Genomic DNA, 15,879 nt, shown 5'->3' on the forward strand with positions numbered 1-15,879 from the left:
ATCAGGCCCTATCTGCCGGCGAGGATCACCACTCAGTTCATTGGAGAGCCCAGTTCTGTGCTTCCGCCTAAGACGACTATGGATTCCCGCGAACATCACTGGCACGAACAGCAATGTGGACGCAGTCGCGAATAAAAGCCCTCCAATAACCGCTCGACCAAGCGGGGCGTTCTGTTCCGCCCCCTCTCCAAAGCCAAGCGCCATCGGTATCATTCCGATGATCATCGCGGCGGCGGTCATGAGCACAGGCCGCACTCGCGTTGCGCCGGCATCGAGCGCAGCACGCAGCGGAGTCGCTCCCGACATGAGACGCTCGCGAGCGAAGGCCACCACCAGAATACTGTTGGCCGTCGCCACTCCTACAGTCATGATTGCCCCCGTCAGCGCGGGAACACTTAGATGAGTTCTGGTTGCGAAAAGCATCCAGATGATTCCAGCGATCGCCGCTGGCAAACCGCTGATGATAATGAGCGGATCGATCCACGACTGGAAATTGATCACCATCAGCAGATACACCAACACCACAGCCACCGCGACGCCCACTCCCAGTCCTACAAACGAAGACCGCATCGTCTCGACCTGACCGCGTACAACCAGATCTGTGCCTCTGGGCAACGAAGCGCGAGCCTTGTCTACAAGACGATCTATTTCGGCTGCAACAGACCCGAGGTCACGGCCTTCGACACTGACATAAAGATCGATAGCAGGCCGAATATTGTAGTGCGTCACGATTGCCGGTTGAACACCCGGTTGCGGCACAGCGAGGTTGCCGAGCAGCTGCGGCGCCACATTTGCGTCCGGTGATACCGGCATCCGTAAGATGTCATCTATTGTTGCCAGATCGTACTGTGGCGTCTGCACCGACAGCGGGTACTCAACCCCGTTTTGCGGATTGACCCAAAACGACGGCGACGTCTGAGAACTTCCTGAAAGTGAGATCAACAAATTGCGTGCGACAGTGTTGGCCGTCAGCCCTACTTGCTGGAGCCTTGTACGATCCATGTTCATTAGAAATGCTGGCTCGTTGTTCCGCTGTTGTATATGCGCGTCGACGGTTCCTGGGATCCTCCGTATGTCCTTCATGAGGTGACTCGCAATGCTCATATCGGATACCAGGTTCGACCCGACCACCTGAACATCGATGGCTGCCGGCTGACCGAAATTCAATATTTGCGTGACCATATCGGCCGGCTGAAAGAAAAATTCGACACCGGGAAACCGCTCTGGCAGAACTGTCCGCAATCGAGCAACGTAGCTTCGCGTGGAGAGATGACCGGGTTTAAGCGCGATCTGAATTTCACCATCAAGACTGCCTATGGTTCCCGCATTGCTATAAGAAAGATTGATGCCGCTGTACGGTAGGCCAAGGTTATCGAGAATGGTGTCAAGCTCCGATTGCGGAATCACCTCTCTCACGACTTTTTCGACCTTATCTGCCAGTCTCGCAGTCTCTTCGATTCGAAACCCGCTAGGGGCCCGCATGTGCAGACGAATGCCGTCCCCATCAACTGATGGAAAAAAATCACGACCCAAAACCAGTATCAGCGCGGTTGAGGCAATGCAAAAGCCGAGAAACGCCGCCGCAAATATCCGACGCCTTGCGAGCAGAATTCCAAGAATAACTACATAATTTCTTCTAACACTTTCGAAACCTGCATTGAATCGCTGGTGAACCTTCGCGAATACGGACTCGTCCAATTTCTCCTGCACGGGCCTCACATGTCTCATCAACAAAAACGCAAGGGTTGGAACAAGCGTCCGTGATAGCAGATATGAGGCGATCATCGCAAAGGCAACGGCCTCCGCGAGTGGCACGAAAAGATAGCGGGCAACGCCGCCCAGAAAAAACATGGGCACAAACACAATACAGATACATAGTGTCGAAACCAGCGCGGGCGTGGCAATCTCGCCTGCCCCCTCCAGGATTGCTGTCTCGAGACTTGAACCCAGATGCAGATGCCGCTCGATATTTTCGATCGTCACCGTCGCGTCGTCGACAAGAATACCGACGGCCAACGCGAGGCCACCTAGCGTCATAATGTTGATCGTCTCGCCTAATGCGTGCAGCACAATCAACGACGAAAAAATCGACAGTGGAATGGAAACAGCAATTATCAACGTACTGCGCCAGTTCCCCAGAAAAAGCAGGATCATGACAGCGGTGAGTCCCGCAGCAATTAGAGCCTCCCGAATAACGCCGTTAATGGAAGCACTAACAAATACCGACTGATCGAATAGTGGTGTGATCTTGAAGTCCTGAGGCAGCGCTTCACTGACATGCGGAAGCAATGCCTTAAGACTCTTCACAACTTCGAGCGTGGATGCATCCCCGCTCTTCAGGAGGGTAACCAATACACCCCGAACACCATCCTGACGCACGATGTTTGTTTGAGGAGAGAACCCGTCACGCACATGCGCAACTTCCCGCAAGTAAGTCGTCGCACCATTCAGCGTGCGGACCGGTATGTTGTTTAACGCTTCAATCGTGGCTGGTGACCCGTTCATCCCGAATGTGTATTCGGTCTGTCCAATTTTCGCAGTGCCAGTTGGCAAAATCAGGTTTTGCGCGGTGACAGCGTTGACGATGTCAGTCGGTGTCAGCCCCTTTTCCAGCAGAGCTCTCGAATCGAGATCGACTGATGCCACGCGCGTCTTGCCACCGTATGGAACCGGAACCTGAGCTCCGGGGATAGTTACCAGTTGCGGACGCAAAAAGTTGAGCGCAACGTCCGCTACGGCCTGTTCCGTCATACTTCGACTCGACAGCCCTAACTGAATTGCCGGGATGCTTGAGGCGGAATACGTGATAATCAACGGTGGCGTGGCGCCCGGAGGCATTTGCCGTAACTCGAATTGCTCCAAAGCAGCGGTCTGCGCTATCGCCGTCTCTACACTTGCTCGCGGCTGCAAAAACAGTTTGATAACGGAAATGCCGGGGAGCGATTCTGATTCGATATGCTGGATGTTGCTCACTGTCGTAGTAAGACCCCGCTCGTTCACAGCGGTAATCCGGGTCGCAACATCTGAGGCCGACAACCCGCTGTAACTCCAGATAATGCTGATCACAGGGATATCGATCGACGGAAAGACGTCCGTCGGCATGGTCAACAGAACAAAGGGCGTCGCCAATAAAATGCCTATCGCCATTACGATAAACGTGTGCGGCCGGGTGAGTGCAAGTTTGACGATCCACATTGCAGGTCAGGCGCCAAGCCTATTAGCGCAGCTATTAGTAGAGCCAGCGATATTAGAGGGTACGTCAGGCGCCACAATGTCAGATGACGGGCAATGCTGACAGTCAGTTGTGACGGACTATATCGAAGTGAGCAGCCCGTCATCCGTCTTTACCACGAGGTCATATCGTCTGCGCTCTTTTAGACGACGTGTCGGAACATTCTTGAGGTATGAGTAAAGTTATGGGATGTTGAGTTACGCCGACTTTCGGATCTTGCAAGTTGCGTCACGGTAACTTCAATCAGTTTCGATGAAACATGCCGGAAGCGCTGTAACGGAGCGCACAGGCACCTTCACAATCAAGGCAACAGGTATCTGTGCGTGTTTGATCTGCAGGCTACGTAGTTACTGAAGTGAGCTGCGTCTAGCTCCCTTTGTAGACCGTCGAATATAACGTCTGAAGCTCGCCGCTACGCTCAGCCCTGGATAATTCCCTTTCAACCTGGGCGCGAGTGAGTTCTGCGCGGCCCCCGGCAGCGCTCTGGCCATTCGCTTCCATGCCGAGACCACTGTCGCTTACTGCATTCGAATCCTGCCTCGTCGCATTCGAACTCGCGTCAGTCTTTTCGTTAGTCTCCTGCGCGAACGCAGACGTGGCACAGGCCATGCAAGTGACGGCTATTGCAACATAGGCTGATCGAATCATGACCGACTCCTTCGTAGATTAAGAGTGCAAGTGGATTCCGGTCTGTCATGCAACGCATAACTTATCCCCAGACTCCGACTTCAGTCTACGTGTTAGCCATGGCCAAACGCTGGCGCAACATGGGCAAACCTGTCAGACAGATGGCGCTTACGCTAAGCGCATCTGTCATCCCTGTTACCCTTTCTACGGCTAGATTTCCATTCGTAAATCCTCAGCGTAATTGCTGGACTCAGTCGAACGGATTCCATGGTAAGCAGACTGGCTTCCAGGAAGCGAAATGGAAAAGCTATTCAAACCATTCGCGCTTCTCGCCATGACTGTACCGCCATGCATTGCTGCAACAGCCTTGACTATAGCCAAACCCAGTCCATGATTTCGATTACTGTTTGTCCGTGCTTCTTCAACCCGATAGAAGCGTTCGAACAGGCGACCAATCTTCCCTTCCGGTATTGCCGATCCGACATTCGAAACCGTCAGATTGGCGGTTTCATTAAGATCGACAATGTCTATTTTCAATTCGGTTCCCGCAGGCGCATGCTCAATAGCATTTTGCAGTAAATTAGAAAGCGCGCGGTGAAACAGAGATACGTCTAACTCGACATGTGCGTCTCCCTCTACCAGCACGCTCAATGCGGCATCTTCTATCAGCGTCTCAAAGAATTCCACCAGGTTCATGCACTCGTCTCGCAACGATACCGAACGGAGCTCTTTGACGTGTTCGCCGCGATCAGCCTTCGCCAGAAAAAGCATATCGTTCACAATCCTCTTGAGTCGCGCGAATTCTTCGAGGTTTGACTGCAGAGTAAAGCGAAGTTCGTCAACCGATCGGTTTCGGGCAAGCGCCACCTCGGTTTCTCCAATAACGATACCGATGGGCGTCCGCAACTCATGAGCAACGTCCGCGTTGAACGACGCGAGACGCGCAAATGCTTCGTCCAGGCGGGCAAGTGCAGCATTGAAAGCGACCGCGAGATTATGCAGTTCGCGAGGTAGACTTTCGACACCAAGTCGGTGACTCAGGTTATCAGGACGCAGCCCCTCTACTTCATCCGAAAGCCGCTGCAGAGGACGCAAACCGATCCGTGAAAGCGTAAAGCCTAGCAGCACGACGACACAACTGGCCACAATGAAAAGAATCGACATCGACAGGAATAATGCATGCACCGTTCGCGCACTATTGGCACTATCTATCGCTACGGTCAGTTGAAGCTCAGGTCTCTGGCCATCGGCTTTCACGCTGATCGTTGTGACAAGCATCGGGTAGGGACGCCCGATTACGTAGATCAATTTGTAGCCATTTTCAAATCGCTGACTGACATCGCCCTGAATCGAAGGGCCATAGGCGAATCTCGGGTCGCTTGAGGCGATATGTATTAAAGTGCTTCTGTCGGGCAAGCTAATGTCTGCGAGGCGATCGCGGACAACAGGCCATTTTTCCAGTGTAGTGACGTGCTGCACGATTGATTGAGCGATTGCGGCACGCGTTTCGAGTGATTCCCATAGATTGTCTCGGGACTGCGTCCGCATCACGAAATACAGTCCTCCAGCTACAACTGTAAAGACACCCACTGCAGCCGCTGCGAACAGAAGTGTCAATCGGACAGTGATTGATGGGCACTTCATACGTCGGTCCGCATTCGTTCTTCCAGTAAGTAGCCCATCCCCCGGATGTTATGCAACATTTTGCTGCGGAAGGGAGCATCGAGCTTTGCGCGCAACCGCTTCACCACCGATTCCACCACGTTGCCATTAGTTTCGAGATTGAGGTCCCACACATACTCCGTGATGGCAGTTTTAGAAACAATTTCACCCGCGCGTCGCGCCAATAGGCTCAGGAGCAAGAATTCTTTTGACGTCAAATCGAGGCGAAGACCGTCACGCCAGGCCTGCCGTTTAACAAAATCAACTACCAGATTACCCACGGTGACGGACATCGTCTCTTGAACCCGATTACGCCGTATCAGGGCAAGAAGGCGTTCCGTAAGTTCCAGGAAGGAAAACGGTTTAATTAAATAGTCGTCTGCGCCATCGCGAAAACCCTTAACTCGATCGTCCACCCTCTCGCGAGCGGTCAGCATGATCACCGGCGTCTGCTTTTCCTCCCGAATCGACCGCAAAACGGCGAATCCGTCCATGCCGGGCAACATCACGTCAAGAACGATGACGTCATAGTCAAAAGTGAGTGCCTTCTCGTGACCGTCATGCCCATCTGCCGCGCAATCTACCGTCCAGCCATGCTCTGCAAGGCCTTTGCGAAGATAGTTGAGAACCTTTATTTCATCGTCGATCACCAGTACTTTCATTACATCGATCCGAATTGTGTGGCCGATTCATCGACGGACTTGCTGCCTGAAGTTCGCAACACGCGACATTCTCTCGGGCGACTCAGTGCCGGCATCGCGTTGCCGATGATATGGTTATGCTTGGAGAAAATGCTTGAGCCTACCCTGGAATACAGGGCATGAACTTGTCATGAAACTGGCAAACGTGACATTTTTGGAAGCGAATCGCGCGCAACGATCCGTTGGCGCTTGGAGTAGATCACACTTTGCAATACGTCGATCAATTTCGTAATATCTTCCCTGCTCGCGACACAGGCTGTCGGCGACAGCTGGCAGCCACCTCTAGCCCAGCAGACTCAAGGCCGAACGAGATCGCTCGCCGGCTTCGTTTGATCCACCTGGTGTGTGACGAAGTTATAACGTTCAAGAAGAGCTTAGCATCGAGACTTTTCTTTCCACAACCTGATGTCGACCATAGTGCCTACACAATATGCAATACGAAACCGACGATTTATCCGTCGCTCTGGGCAGGAAAATCCGTGCCTTACGGCAACGTTTAAAACGTACCCTTGACGATACAGCCACTGCGGCCGGCATTTCAAAACCGTTTCTTTCGCAAGTTGAACGGGGCATGGCCAGTCCTTCCCTAACATCTCTTTCCGGCATTGCCCATTCACTTGGAGTGACTGTTCAATACTTCCTCGACACGCCAAGCGAAGAACGTACGATATTCAGGAGCGGGAATCAAAAGTTTTTTTGCGTTACAAAGTCGTCAAATTTACTGGCCAAGATTACCAATTCAACTCAAGCCGGCAAGATGGAATCATTTTTGGTACGAATGCCGCCGAGACGCCCATGTTCTGAGGTAACTACGCACGCCGGCGAGGAATTCATTTACATTGTCGAGGGTGAATTATCATTGACACTAGAAGAAAGAAAGTTCGAATTGCGAGCGGGAGACTCCGCTCACTACGAGTCTACCTTGCCACATAGCTGGAAAAATATCGCGCCAACTGAAACGGTGATTGTTTGGGTCGGAACTCAAAAACTATTTTAGTCCGCACACTGAAACTCTTGCTTTCCGAGCTACACCTTTGTCTACGGCATTTCACTAGATTGAAGCCGACCGCAGATCAACGCCATGACCATTCGCGCCTATCATTGATAGCCAGCCCCTCCAACATGAACGGTTGGGAAACAACGCGGCGGCAGCCGGGCGTCTGACAATTGCCTTGACTCCGGTTGCACAGATACTCGCCCCTCTCGCCTCCCACCCTTCTAGGCTTCGGGACTCCCTCAATGTGTGATGCCGTTCAGGCGGGCCGCCTTTCCGAAGCCGGTGCAAATATCCGCGAATGGATGGCGTGAAAGCCACAACTCTCCTACACCCGATACTGCGATATGTGTTCGTGGCAAGATGGTTGTGATTTTTTGTCAAACCACGTCTCGAGGCGTTCCTGCAGCGGCGTTTTCCAATAAATCGAACCTCTCGTTTCGCTTGGTGCAATGGACATTGAAATCCGACCAATTAGCACGGTGAACCGATCCGTAGGGGAGATTCTGTTGAAGCCTCCGCTCCTTAAATTTTTGTTAGCTTATACAAAAAATCAACTCATATCGTTCGCATTCACCAATCAATCTGAGGACGTCACTTGGAAGCTAACAGCAATCAGACATTCCCATTTTGGGTCTCTCGACGCTCCGGCGCATCACCGAGATAGCGCTGCTCGTGAGCCAGTTCCCACTTCGCGAGCGGCCGGTTGCACTGGTGGCAATCGTCATGCCTCTCTTGTAGTTGCCCCGAGAGCAATCAAGAGGCCGACTTTCCCCGTATGGCATTGCGCAGATGAAACCTCATGAAGTCTTGAACGGTCGGCATCGAGATGCTGATCGCAGCAGCGCACCTGCCAGGTCTTGAGCAGCCCGAGCTTTTCACTGAGCGACTGATGGTGATACCTTCAGATTGCTAAAACGATGCGATTAGACCAGAAATATGACTGCTATCAGCGCTCGAATTGTCCTATATCCCAAGTCAGGGCCGACCACGAAAGCGGCGATCCCGATGCGTATGTTTGGCACGATCCGGTCAACAGCTCGGCCCCTCTATTGCGACTTGAAACGCACTCTAAGGTTCTCCAAGATCCCCTGCCGTCAGCAAAATTCGAGCGCTTTCTACGGCTTGATTTTTCCGTTCTGCGGCATCCAGGATTTGCCGACGTCCGCGCTCAAAAGCCGATACGAGCGCTGCGTCATCGGCCTCCCGTTGATTCAGGAGATGTCGCTCTAGTGCATCGCGAGTTACTGCGCACGCGATATCTCGGCCTTGCACAATCAAAGTGAAGGTCAATAGTAGCCCTTCACCGAAAAATCCGGGCCTCCCTCTTATTGCGAGCATGCCATCCTCATTCTTTCATCAAGACGTTGTGAGCGCATCAGCCGGAAGCGAAACACCGCTTCGGCGTTCTTAGGAGCCGAGGCCTGCGGGCGCGGAGGCATAAACGACGATTTCAATCTTCATTCCCGGCACCACCAACCCTTTTGCTATAACAGTCGAGCGATTCGGATAGGGTTCTTCGAAGAACTCGCGATAGACGGAATCGACTGTCCGTACTTCTTCGACGTCGATAAGGTAGATCAGCACCTGAGCGACATCTTTGAGCGACGCACCTGCGGCCTCCAACGTAAGCTTGAGGTTCTGGAACGTAAGACGGGCCTGATTTTCGATTGGACCGATATCGATCGACCCGTCTGCTCGTATGGGACCGTGTGCCGTGTAAATTACGCCGGATGCGTGTGTCGCCCATGAAAATGGCTGGCCGATTTCGGGCAAATGGGTTTTGATAATTTGGGTCATTTCTTTGCAGGTCGCTCAGGCAAAATAAAGGAATTAACGGAAAGCTTGCCGCATCTGTTACAGAAACACATATCTACTGCTTCTCTGCTGTAAAATTGAAAGTACAGCTACAAAGAAAGTCCATCATTTCTTCTGCTCCGTCATGAACTTGCCTTCCGGCGCCTTCGCATTTTTCTGCCGACGCGTATTGCCGTCGATGCCGCCGTCGATCGCCCATTCGGCGAACACCGTCGGACCCGGTTCGAAATCGCGCGGTTGCCAGTCGGGCGTGAGCTGGTCTTCATCGGCGTAATACTCGATCAAACCGCCAGCCGGATTCTGGAAGTACCAGAAGTACGCCGACGACACCGGATGACGTCCCGGCCCGAGTTGCGTATCCCAGCCGCAGCGGCTGATGTGCATGCCGCCGCCAAACACTTCGTGGATATCGCGCACGGTGAACGCGACGTGATTGAGACCGCGCTTTCCGTTGGGCAATGCCAGCAGGAAAATGTCGTGATGGCCGCCGTGCGGCGCGCAGCGCATGAATGCGCCACGACCCGGATAGCGGTCCGACATTTCGAAGCCGAGCAGTTCCTGGTAGAACTTTTCCTGTTCGGCGAGCTTGTTCGTGAAGAACACGACGTGTCCCACTTCGACCGGCTCCGCGCGTTCGTAGATCGGCGAAGGCTGATCGACACGCAACGTTTGACCCCACACGTTCGACGGCGAACCGTGCACGTCGAGCGCCCGCTTGCGGGTCACTTCGACGCGAATCGCCATACCGTTCGGGTCGATGCAGCCGACCGCGTTGTCGGTTTCGAAATGGCCCGGCTGACCGGCGAAGCGGCCGCGCAGTTCGTCGAGTTCGGCTTTCGTCGCGACGCCCCAAGTCACTTCGCGCAGCGTCGGACCTTCTTCGAACGCGGGCGGCAGCGACGGATCGTTGGCCTCGACGGCGAGAATCGTGCAGCCGTTCAGCGTTTCGAAGCGCGCGTGGGTTTCGTCGTGCGCGGTTTCTTTCAAGCCCCAGTCCGCGAAAAAGCGGCGGCAGGTGGCGAGATCCGTCACGCCGTAAATAATCTGTTCAATGCCGAGAATCGTCATAACGTGCCTCTTGCGTATTCAGTTCGCCCACGCCAGCGGCGCGTCGTTCAAGCCCCAGTAGAGGCTCTTTTGTTGCATGTATTCGCGGATGCCGAGCCGGCCTTTCTCGCGTCCCATGCCGCTCTCTTTCCAGCCGCTGAACGGCGTCGAGATCGAGAACAGCTTGTACGTATTGATCCAGATGGTGCCGGCTTCTAGCGCGCGGGCGATCCGGTAAGCGCGCTTGTAGTCGCGCGTCCAGATGCCGGCGGCGAGGCCGAACACGCTGTTGTTCGCGTCTTTCAGCAGCGACGCTTCGTCGTCGAACGGCATCGCCACCAGCACCGGTCCGAAGATTTCTTCCTGGCAGATGCGCGCGTCGTTGGTCAGGCCTTCGAGAATCGTCGGCTGGAAATACGTGCCCTGCTCGCGGCCGTCGCCGACCGGACGCTCGCCGCCGCACAGCAGACGGCCGCCTTCTTCGAGACCGAGGGCGACGTAACGCTCGACCGTTTCGCGATGCGCTGCGGTAATCAGCGGACCCATTTGCGTTTCCGCACGCGACGGATCGCCGACGCGCAGCTTGCGTGCGCCTTCAGCGAGGCGCTTCATGAACGTGTCGTAAATCGAGCGCTGCACGAACAGACGCGAACCCGCGATGCACGCCTCGCCCGACGAACTGAAGATGCCGTACAGCACGCCGTTCACGGCGTGGTCGATATCGGCGTCGTCGAACACGATGGTCGGCGACTTGCCGCCGAGTTCGAGCGACACCGGCATCAGCTTGTCCGCCGCGATGCGCGCAATGCCGCGGCCCACTTCGGTGCCGCCCGTGAACGACACCTTCTTCACCAGCGGATGACGCACCAGTACGTCGCCGATCACCGAACCTTTGCCCGGCACCACGCTCACGACACCCTTCGGCACACCCGCCTCTTCGCAGATGCGCGCCAGCGCCAGCGAGATCAACGGCGTGACTTCAGCGGGCTTCAACACCACCGCGTTGCCGCCAGCGAGTGCGGGAGCGAGCTTCTGCGCGTCGGACGCGATCGGCGAATTCCACGGCACGATGGCCGCGATCACGCCGATCGGCTCGTAGATGCTCATCGTCAGATAGTCGCCGCGCGACGGCGTGACTTCTTCGTCCAGTGTTTCGAGGCAGGCTGCGAAATAGCGGAACGTGTTCGCCGCGCTCGCCACCAGCACGCGCGTCTCGCCGATCGGCTTGCCGTTGTCGCGGCGCTGCAATTGCGCGAGCGCTTCGTGACGCGCCATGATCAGATCGGCGATGCGGTACAGAATCAGCGCGCGTTGATGCGGCTTCAGACCTGACCAGTCCGCTTTACGCCACGCGATATCGGCGGCTTCAATGGCGTCGCGGGCGTCGTCGGCATTCGCCGTCGAGATTTCCATGTTGACCGACTGATCCGCCGGATACAGGCTTTTGTACGGGTTGCCACGCCCTTGCCGCCATTCGCCGCCGATAAAAATATCGCCGTTGGGCACGAGGCTGGTATCGAAGTGAGTCATGTCGGTCGTTCCGGTTTGCTTCAGCTAATGTCTTAACTCGGGTCTCAAATCACGCAGCGGGCTGCACGATTGCGCAACGCGCGAATCGCGCTGTACGCGGTCAACGCGGACGTCTTCGGGTTGTCCGGCAAAGGCTTGCCGCACATTTCCAGCGACATCTCGCCGAACACGCCGCGCGCCACGACGCGATGCACGTTGCGCGTCACGTTCGGATCGGCGATCAGGCGGACCGTGGTGTGGTCGAGGCCCAGACCCGCGAGCGCGATCGTCGCCGCCACGTTGGCGTTCTTCGGATAGAGTCGCGCCGCTTCGCGCGCGCTGCCTTCGAAGATCACCGTTTCTTCGGTGAGCGCGTTCAGATCGCACACCAGTTCGGCGGGTGAGCCGAGCCAGCCCGTGGGCGGCTTGCGGCCCGTGTACAGCACTTCGTCGAGGCCGCCGAGCTTGGCTGCGGCCAGCGCGTCCACGCCGCCAATCGCGCCGGACAACAGCGTGAGCGTCGCGTCGCCTTCGTCGGCGGCAGCAGACAGTGCGTCGAGCAGCATCATGTCGGACAACGCACCGATCGATGCCACCGCGCAATCCGTGCCGCCCTTCAGCAACGGCACCACGTGATCGACCAGTGCGCTATGGCCCGCGCATTCCAGCGCGAAATGCGGCTGGCTGCTCAACGCGGACACCGACGTGACCACGTCCACCGAGTCGCCTACCACTTCGCGCACCGACGCCATATGACGCTCCGACACGATCACGTGCGACACGCGCACGGTCGGATCGGCGGCAACCGAGCGATACACCGCCTGGCCGATCGCGCCGAAGCCGATCATCGCGACATCGACGGGAGCGTGGTGACCCGCGTAGCCGGCGTCACGCATGTTCCGGCTCCTGTTCCTTGACCGGCGGGCCTGCGAACGCGGTAGCGAACGAGCCGACCGACAGCATGTCCACTTCGACCAGCACCGGACCCGCCTTCGCGATGCCTTCGCGAATGATCGCGTCGGCCTGATCGAGCGACTTGATGCGGTAATGCGTGAGCTTCAGGCTCTCGCAGAACTGCGCGAAATCCGGCTGATGCAGATCGACGTAGCAACGACGGCCGCCGTATTGCGCGTCCTGAATGTTGCGGATCACGCCGTAGCACTGGTCGTTCATCAGCACGATCATCACGTTGGCGTTTTCCTGCACGGCCGTCGCGAGTTCGCCGACGTTGACCATCAGGCCGCCGTCGCCGACCAGGCACACCGTCTTCGCCGCATTGCCCGCGAGCGCCGCGCCGATGCCCATCTGCATCCCCTGGCCGATACCGCCGCCGAGTGCGTGGACGCCCGCGCGCGGCGAGAAAATCTTCAGCATGCGGTTGCCCCACGTGCTGTTCGAGATCGTGACGTCGCGCACCCAGTTGTAGTCGCGGCCCACTGCGGCTTGCAGCGCGTCGACGAGGCGCTTGTACGGGCCGAGACCCTTGCCCACGTCGGCGACCGCGCTTTCGCGTGCTGCCGCCAGGTCTTGCGCGAACTTCGGATCGACCTTGAGGCGGCCTTCGAGCAGCGTCGCGAGTTCTTCGAGCACGGCCGATGCATCGCCGTGAATGAACATCTCGTTACGGTAACCGCGGTTATCGGCGAGCGCGTCGGCGTCGATCCGATACAGCGGTTGCGGCAGCGCCAGCTTGTACTTCAGCGTCTCATTGCCACGCAGACGCGAACCGACCACCACCAGCGCGTCGCACGTCTTGTAGAAGCTTTCGACCGCTGCATGCACGTTGAACGCGCCGAGCGTCGCCGGATGATCTTCCGGCAGCACGCCGCGGCCCTGCACGCTGGTCACCACGCCGAAGCCCAACGCCACCAGACGCTCGACCGCCTTCGCAGCATGGCGCGTGCCGCCGCCGAGCCACAACAGCGGACGCTTCGCGTTGACCAGTTGCTCGGCCAGTTGCGCGACGCGCTGGCTGCAATGCGTGAGCGTCGTGACGTGCGGGGCGGCCAGATCGGCGGGCCACTCCACTTCCGCAGCCTGAATGTCGATTGGAATTTCGACGCTGACCGGACCGCTCGGTGCGGTTTGCGCTACGCGCACGGCTTCGCGGATCGTCGGCAGCGCGGTTTCGACCGAGCGCACACGGAACGCAGCCTTCGAAATCGACGACAGCATCGACAGTTGATCCGGTGCTTCGTGGATATACGCGAGGTCCTGATCCAGATATTCGGTTTCGATCTGACCGGTGACGTGCAGCAGCGCCGTGCCTGCCGTCAGCGCTTCGACCATTGCGCCCGCTGCGTTGCCCGCTGCGGTGCCGGTGCTGGTGAACGCCACACCGAGGCCGCCCGAGACACGCGCGAGGCCGTCGGCCATATTGACCGCGCCGGCTTCGCCGCGCGCGCCGACATAGCGGATCTTGCCGCGGTTATGAATCGCGTCGAGGATCGGCATGTTGTGAATCGAGATCACGCCGAATGCGGTTTGAACGCCGCATTGCTCGAGGAAAGCGGCGATCAGTTCGCCAACGGTGGTTTTGTTAGACATGTCGTGCAACGCCTCCAGAAACATCGATGTGACTGCCCGTCGTGTACGACGACAGCGTGGTAGCCAGATAAAAGAGCGCTTGAGCGGCCTCTTCGGGTTTGCCGAAGCGACCCAGCGGAATGTTTTTCTTTTTCGCCAGTTCGGCGGTCCAGTCTTCCCAGCTCTGGCCCGGCTGCGCTTCCGCAGCGTGACGGCGGCGCCACTGACCCGATTCGACGATGCCGATCAGAATCGAGTTGACGCGAATATGCTGCGGCGCGAGTTCCACGGCGAGCGACTTGATGAGGTTCTGCACGCCCGCGCGCGCCGACGAAGTCGCGACCATGTGCGGCTCCGGTTGCAGCGCGAGCAGCGAGTTCACGCAGACGATCGCCGCGTTGCCGCCGCCAGCCGCATCGCGCAGCATCGGCAGAAACGCGCGGGTCGGGCGGATCACGCTGAAATACTTCAGGTCGAGTTCTTCGCGCCAGGCGTCGTCGGTCGTGTTGGCGAACGTCGAGACGCGACCCTGGCCGGCGTTGTTCACCAGCATGTCGGTGCGGCCGAAGCGCGTTTGCACGGCTTGCGCGAAGGCGTTGACGTCGTCGGCGTCGAGTACGTCGCAGGCTTGAGCGAGCAGTTGCGCGGCGGGAAACTTCGCTTTCAGCGCGGCTTCCGCGTGCGCGAGACGCTCGGTGTTACGGCCGCAGATCGCAACCGATGCACCCGCCCGCAAAAAGAGTTCGGCAGTCGCGAGGCCGATGCCGGACGAACCGCCCGTCACCACCGCCACCTGTCCGGTCAAATCGATTTGGATCATCAGAGCCCCAGTGCCTTCATGTATTGGCTGCCCGCGTTCGGCGCGTTCTTCGGCCGATAGTTGAGCCGCTGCGAAAGTTCGTCGGCCGCGCGGCGGACCTTGTCGATCAGGCCGCTGTCGAGCAGCGACGCGTCGATCTCGTGGCGCGGAATCGTCGTCGTGATGACCGCGACGATGCGCCCCGTGTCGTTGCGCACCGGCACGCTGACCACTGAAATACCGCGTTCGAACGACGACTCGCTGATCGCGAAACCACGCTGCGCGTCGTCGCGCACACGCTCATACAAGTCTTCGACGGTGGCGGGCGTCTGCTTCGTGAAGCGCTCCAGTTCCGGCTCGGGATAGAGCTTCTTCAGATCGTCGAGCGTCATGTCGCCCATCAGCACCCGGCCGTGCGTCGTTGCATAAGCGGGCAGACGGGTACCGACATTGACCTTCAGCGAACAGAAGATTCTGAGACGACTTTGCGCTTTGGCAACGACGACGACATCACGTCCATCACGGACCAAAATGTGGCTAGTAAGCCCTGTCTCGTCGCACAAAGATTCGATAACCTGTAATCCGATATCAGTCTTTTCCCTAGAACTGAGGGATTCAAATCCCAAACGCAGAACGCCCACGCCGAGACGAAATGTACGGCCATTATCGGTTCGCTCTAGGAAGCCGAGAGATACCATTGTGTGAAGCAACCGAAACAGAGTCGTGCGGGGAATCTTGAGACGCCGCGAGAGCGCTGGCGCGCTCATCGGGCAGCCATGGCTCGAGAATTCATTGAGGACCTGCAGGCCACGAGCTAGGCTCGGCGCCCTGAGGACGTCATGCCGCAGTTCGTCATTCACGTGTTCGGCGTCATTCATGTTAGGAGTCGTCCAGTGCCTCCACTGAACAGTTTTAGTATTGAACCTGGCAAGGGCGTAATCGAAATGCCGGCTCGCATACTCTT

The 15,879-nt window shown here is 57.2% G+C and carries 11 protein-coding genes and 1 pseudogene; 1 reads left to right on the forward strand and 11 read right to left on the reverse strand.

The annotated features are described in order from the left end of the window. The 3 genes and pseudogenes from BLS41_RS37870 to BLS41_RS37885 all read right to left on the reverse strand — a co-directional run. A pseudogene (locus BLS41_RS37870) lies at positions 1-3,195 on the reverse strand (efflux RND transporter permease subunit); the annotation flags it as partial. 874 nt (positions 3,196-4,069) lie between these two features. Continuing rightward, the gene (locus tag BLS41_RS37880) at positions 4,070-5,503 is read right to left on the reverse strand and encodes a heavy metal sensor histidine kinase (RefSeq protein WP_074774828.1); all 1,434 of its coding nucleotides are present in this window, start codon (positions 5,501-5,503) and stop codon (positions 4,070-4,072) included. Next, positions 5,500-6,183: a response regulator gene (locus BLS41_RS37885; RefSeq protein ID WP_074774832.1), complete on the reverse strand. Its 684-nt coding sequence runs from the start codon at positions 6,181-6,183 to the stop codon at positions 5,500-5,502. Before BLS41_RS37885 ends, BLS41_RS37880 begins: the two co-directional genes overlap by 4 nt. A 469-nt stretch (positions 6,184-6,652) precedes the next feature. Between BLS41_RS37885 and BLS41_RS37890 the strand changes: the two genes are divergently transcribed. After that, on the forward strand, positions 6,653-7,219 hold the full coding sequence (locus tag BLS41_RS37890; RefSeq protein WP_074774835.1) for a helix-turn-helix domain-containing protein: 567 nt from the start codon (positions 6,653-6,655) through the stop codon (positions 7,217-7,219). A gap of 1,068 nt (positions 7,220-8,287) precedes the next feature. Here the strand turns inward: BLS41_RS37890 and BLS41_RS40270 are convergent. From BLS41_RS40270 to BLS41_RS37930, 8 genes are all read right to left on the reverse strand, one after another. Next, the gene (locus tag BLS41_RS40270; protein ID WP_074774838.1) at positions 8,288-8,557 is read right to left on the reverse strand and encodes a DUF1488 family protein; all 270 of its coding nucleotides are present in this window, start codon (positions 8,555-8,557) and stop codon (positions 8,288-8,290) included. Positions 8,558-8,626: 69 nt separating this feature from the next. After that, entirely contained in the window at positions 8,627-9,016 is a 390-nt protein-coding gene (locus tag BLS41_RS37900; protein ID WP_074774841.1) for a RidA family protein, read from the reverse strand. Positions 9,017-9,139: 123 nt separating this feature from the next. Next, entirely contained in the window at positions 9,140-10,102 is a 963-nt protein-coding gene (locus BLS41_RS37905; RefSeq protein WP_074774844.1) for a VOC family protein, read from the reverse strand. Positions 10,103-10,120: 18 nt separating this feature from the next. Beyond that, positions 10,121-11,611, reverse strand: a complete 1,491-nt coding sequence (locus tag BLS41_RS37910; protein ID WP_074770844.1) for an aldehyde dehydrogenase — start codon at positions 11,609-11,611, stop codon at positions 10,121-10,123. A gap of 44 nt (positions 11,612-11,655) precedes the next feature. Beyond that, a complete protein-coding gene (locus BLS41_RS37915; RefSeq protein ID WP_074770845.1) occupies positions 11,656-12,486 on the reverse strand; it encodes an aspartate dehydrogenase in 831 nt (276 codons plus the stop codon). Next, complete coding sequence (locus BLS41_RS37920) at positions 12,479-14,137, reverse strand: thiamine pyrophosphate-binding protein (RefSeq protein ID WP_074775013.1); 1,659 nt, start codon at positions 14,135-14,137, stop codon at positions 12,479-12,481. Before BLS41_RS37920 ends, BLS41_RS37915 begins: the two co-directional genes overlap by 8 nt. Then, positions 14,130-14,936 (reverse strand): SDR family oxidoreductase, encoded by an 807-nt coding sequence (locus BLS41_RS37925; RefSeq protein ID WP_074774847.1) that lies wholly within the window; start codon positions 14,934-14,936, stop codon positions 14,130-14,132. The genes BLS41_RS37920 and BLS41_RS37925 overlap by 8 nt, the downstream gene beginning before the upstream one ends. Next, positions 14,936-15,793 (reverse strand): IclR family transcriptional regulator, encoded by an 858-nt coding sequence (locus BLS41_RS37930; protein WP_074774850.1) that lies wholly within the window; start codon positions 15,791-15,793, stop codon positions 14,936-14,938. The genes BLS41_RS37925 and BLS41_RS37930 overlap by 1 nt, the downstream gene beginning before the upstream one ends. Between the last annotated feature and the right edge of the window lie 86 nt (positions 15,794-15,879).

The sequence above is a fragment of the Paraburkholderia fungorum genome (genome assembly GCF_900099835.1).
In the GTDB taxonomy this organism is placed as follows: domain Bacteria; phylum Pseudomonadota; class Gammaproteobacteria; order Burkholderiales; family Burkholderiaceae; genus Paraburkholderia; species Paraburkholderia fungorum_A.

Coding starts and splice junctions, on each gene's coding strand:
- BLS41_RS37880 (WP_074774828.1), bottom strand. CDS start 5,503: ATGAAGTGCCCATCAATCACTGTCCGATTGACACTTCTGTTCGCAGCG.
- BLS41_RS37885 (WP_074774832.1), bottom strand. CDS start 6,183: ATGAAAGTACTGGTGATCGACGATGAAATAAAGGTTCTCAACTATCTT.
- BLS41_RS37890 (WP_074774835.1), top strand. CDS start 6,653: ATGCAATACGAAACCGACGATTTATCCGTCGCTCTGGGCAGGAAAATC.
- BLS41_RS40270 (WP_074774838.1), bottom strand. CDS start 8,557: ATGCTCGCAATAAGAGGGAGGCCCGGATTTTTCGGTGAAGGGCTACTA.
- BLS41_RS37900 (WP_074774841.1), bottom strand. CDS start 9,016: ATGACCCAAATTATCAAAACCCATTTGCCCGAAATCGGCCAGCCATTT.
- BLS41_RS37905 (WP_074774844.1), bottom strand. CDS start 10,102: ATGACGATTCTCGGCATTGAACAGATTATTTACGGCGTGACGGATCTC.
- BLS41_RS37910 (WP_074770844.1), bottom strand. CDS start 11,611: ATGACTCACTTCGATACCAGCCTCGTGCCCAACGGCGATATTTTTATC.
- BLS41_RS37915 (WP_074770845.1), bottom strand. CDS start 12,486: ATGCGTGACGCCGGCTACGCGGGTCACCACGCTCCCGTCGATGTCGCG.
- BLS41_RS37920 (WP_074775013.1), bottom strand. CDS start 14,137: ATGTCTAACAAAACCACCGTTGGCGAACTGATCGCCGCTTTCCTCGAG.
- BLS41_RS37925 (WP_074774847.1), bottom strand. CDS start 14,936: ATGATCCAAATCGATTTGACCGGACAGGTGGCGGTGGTGACGGGCGGT.
- BLS41_RS37930 (WP_074774850.1), bottom strand. CDS start 15,793: ATGAATGACGCCGAACACGTGAATGACGAACTGCGGCATGACGTCCTC.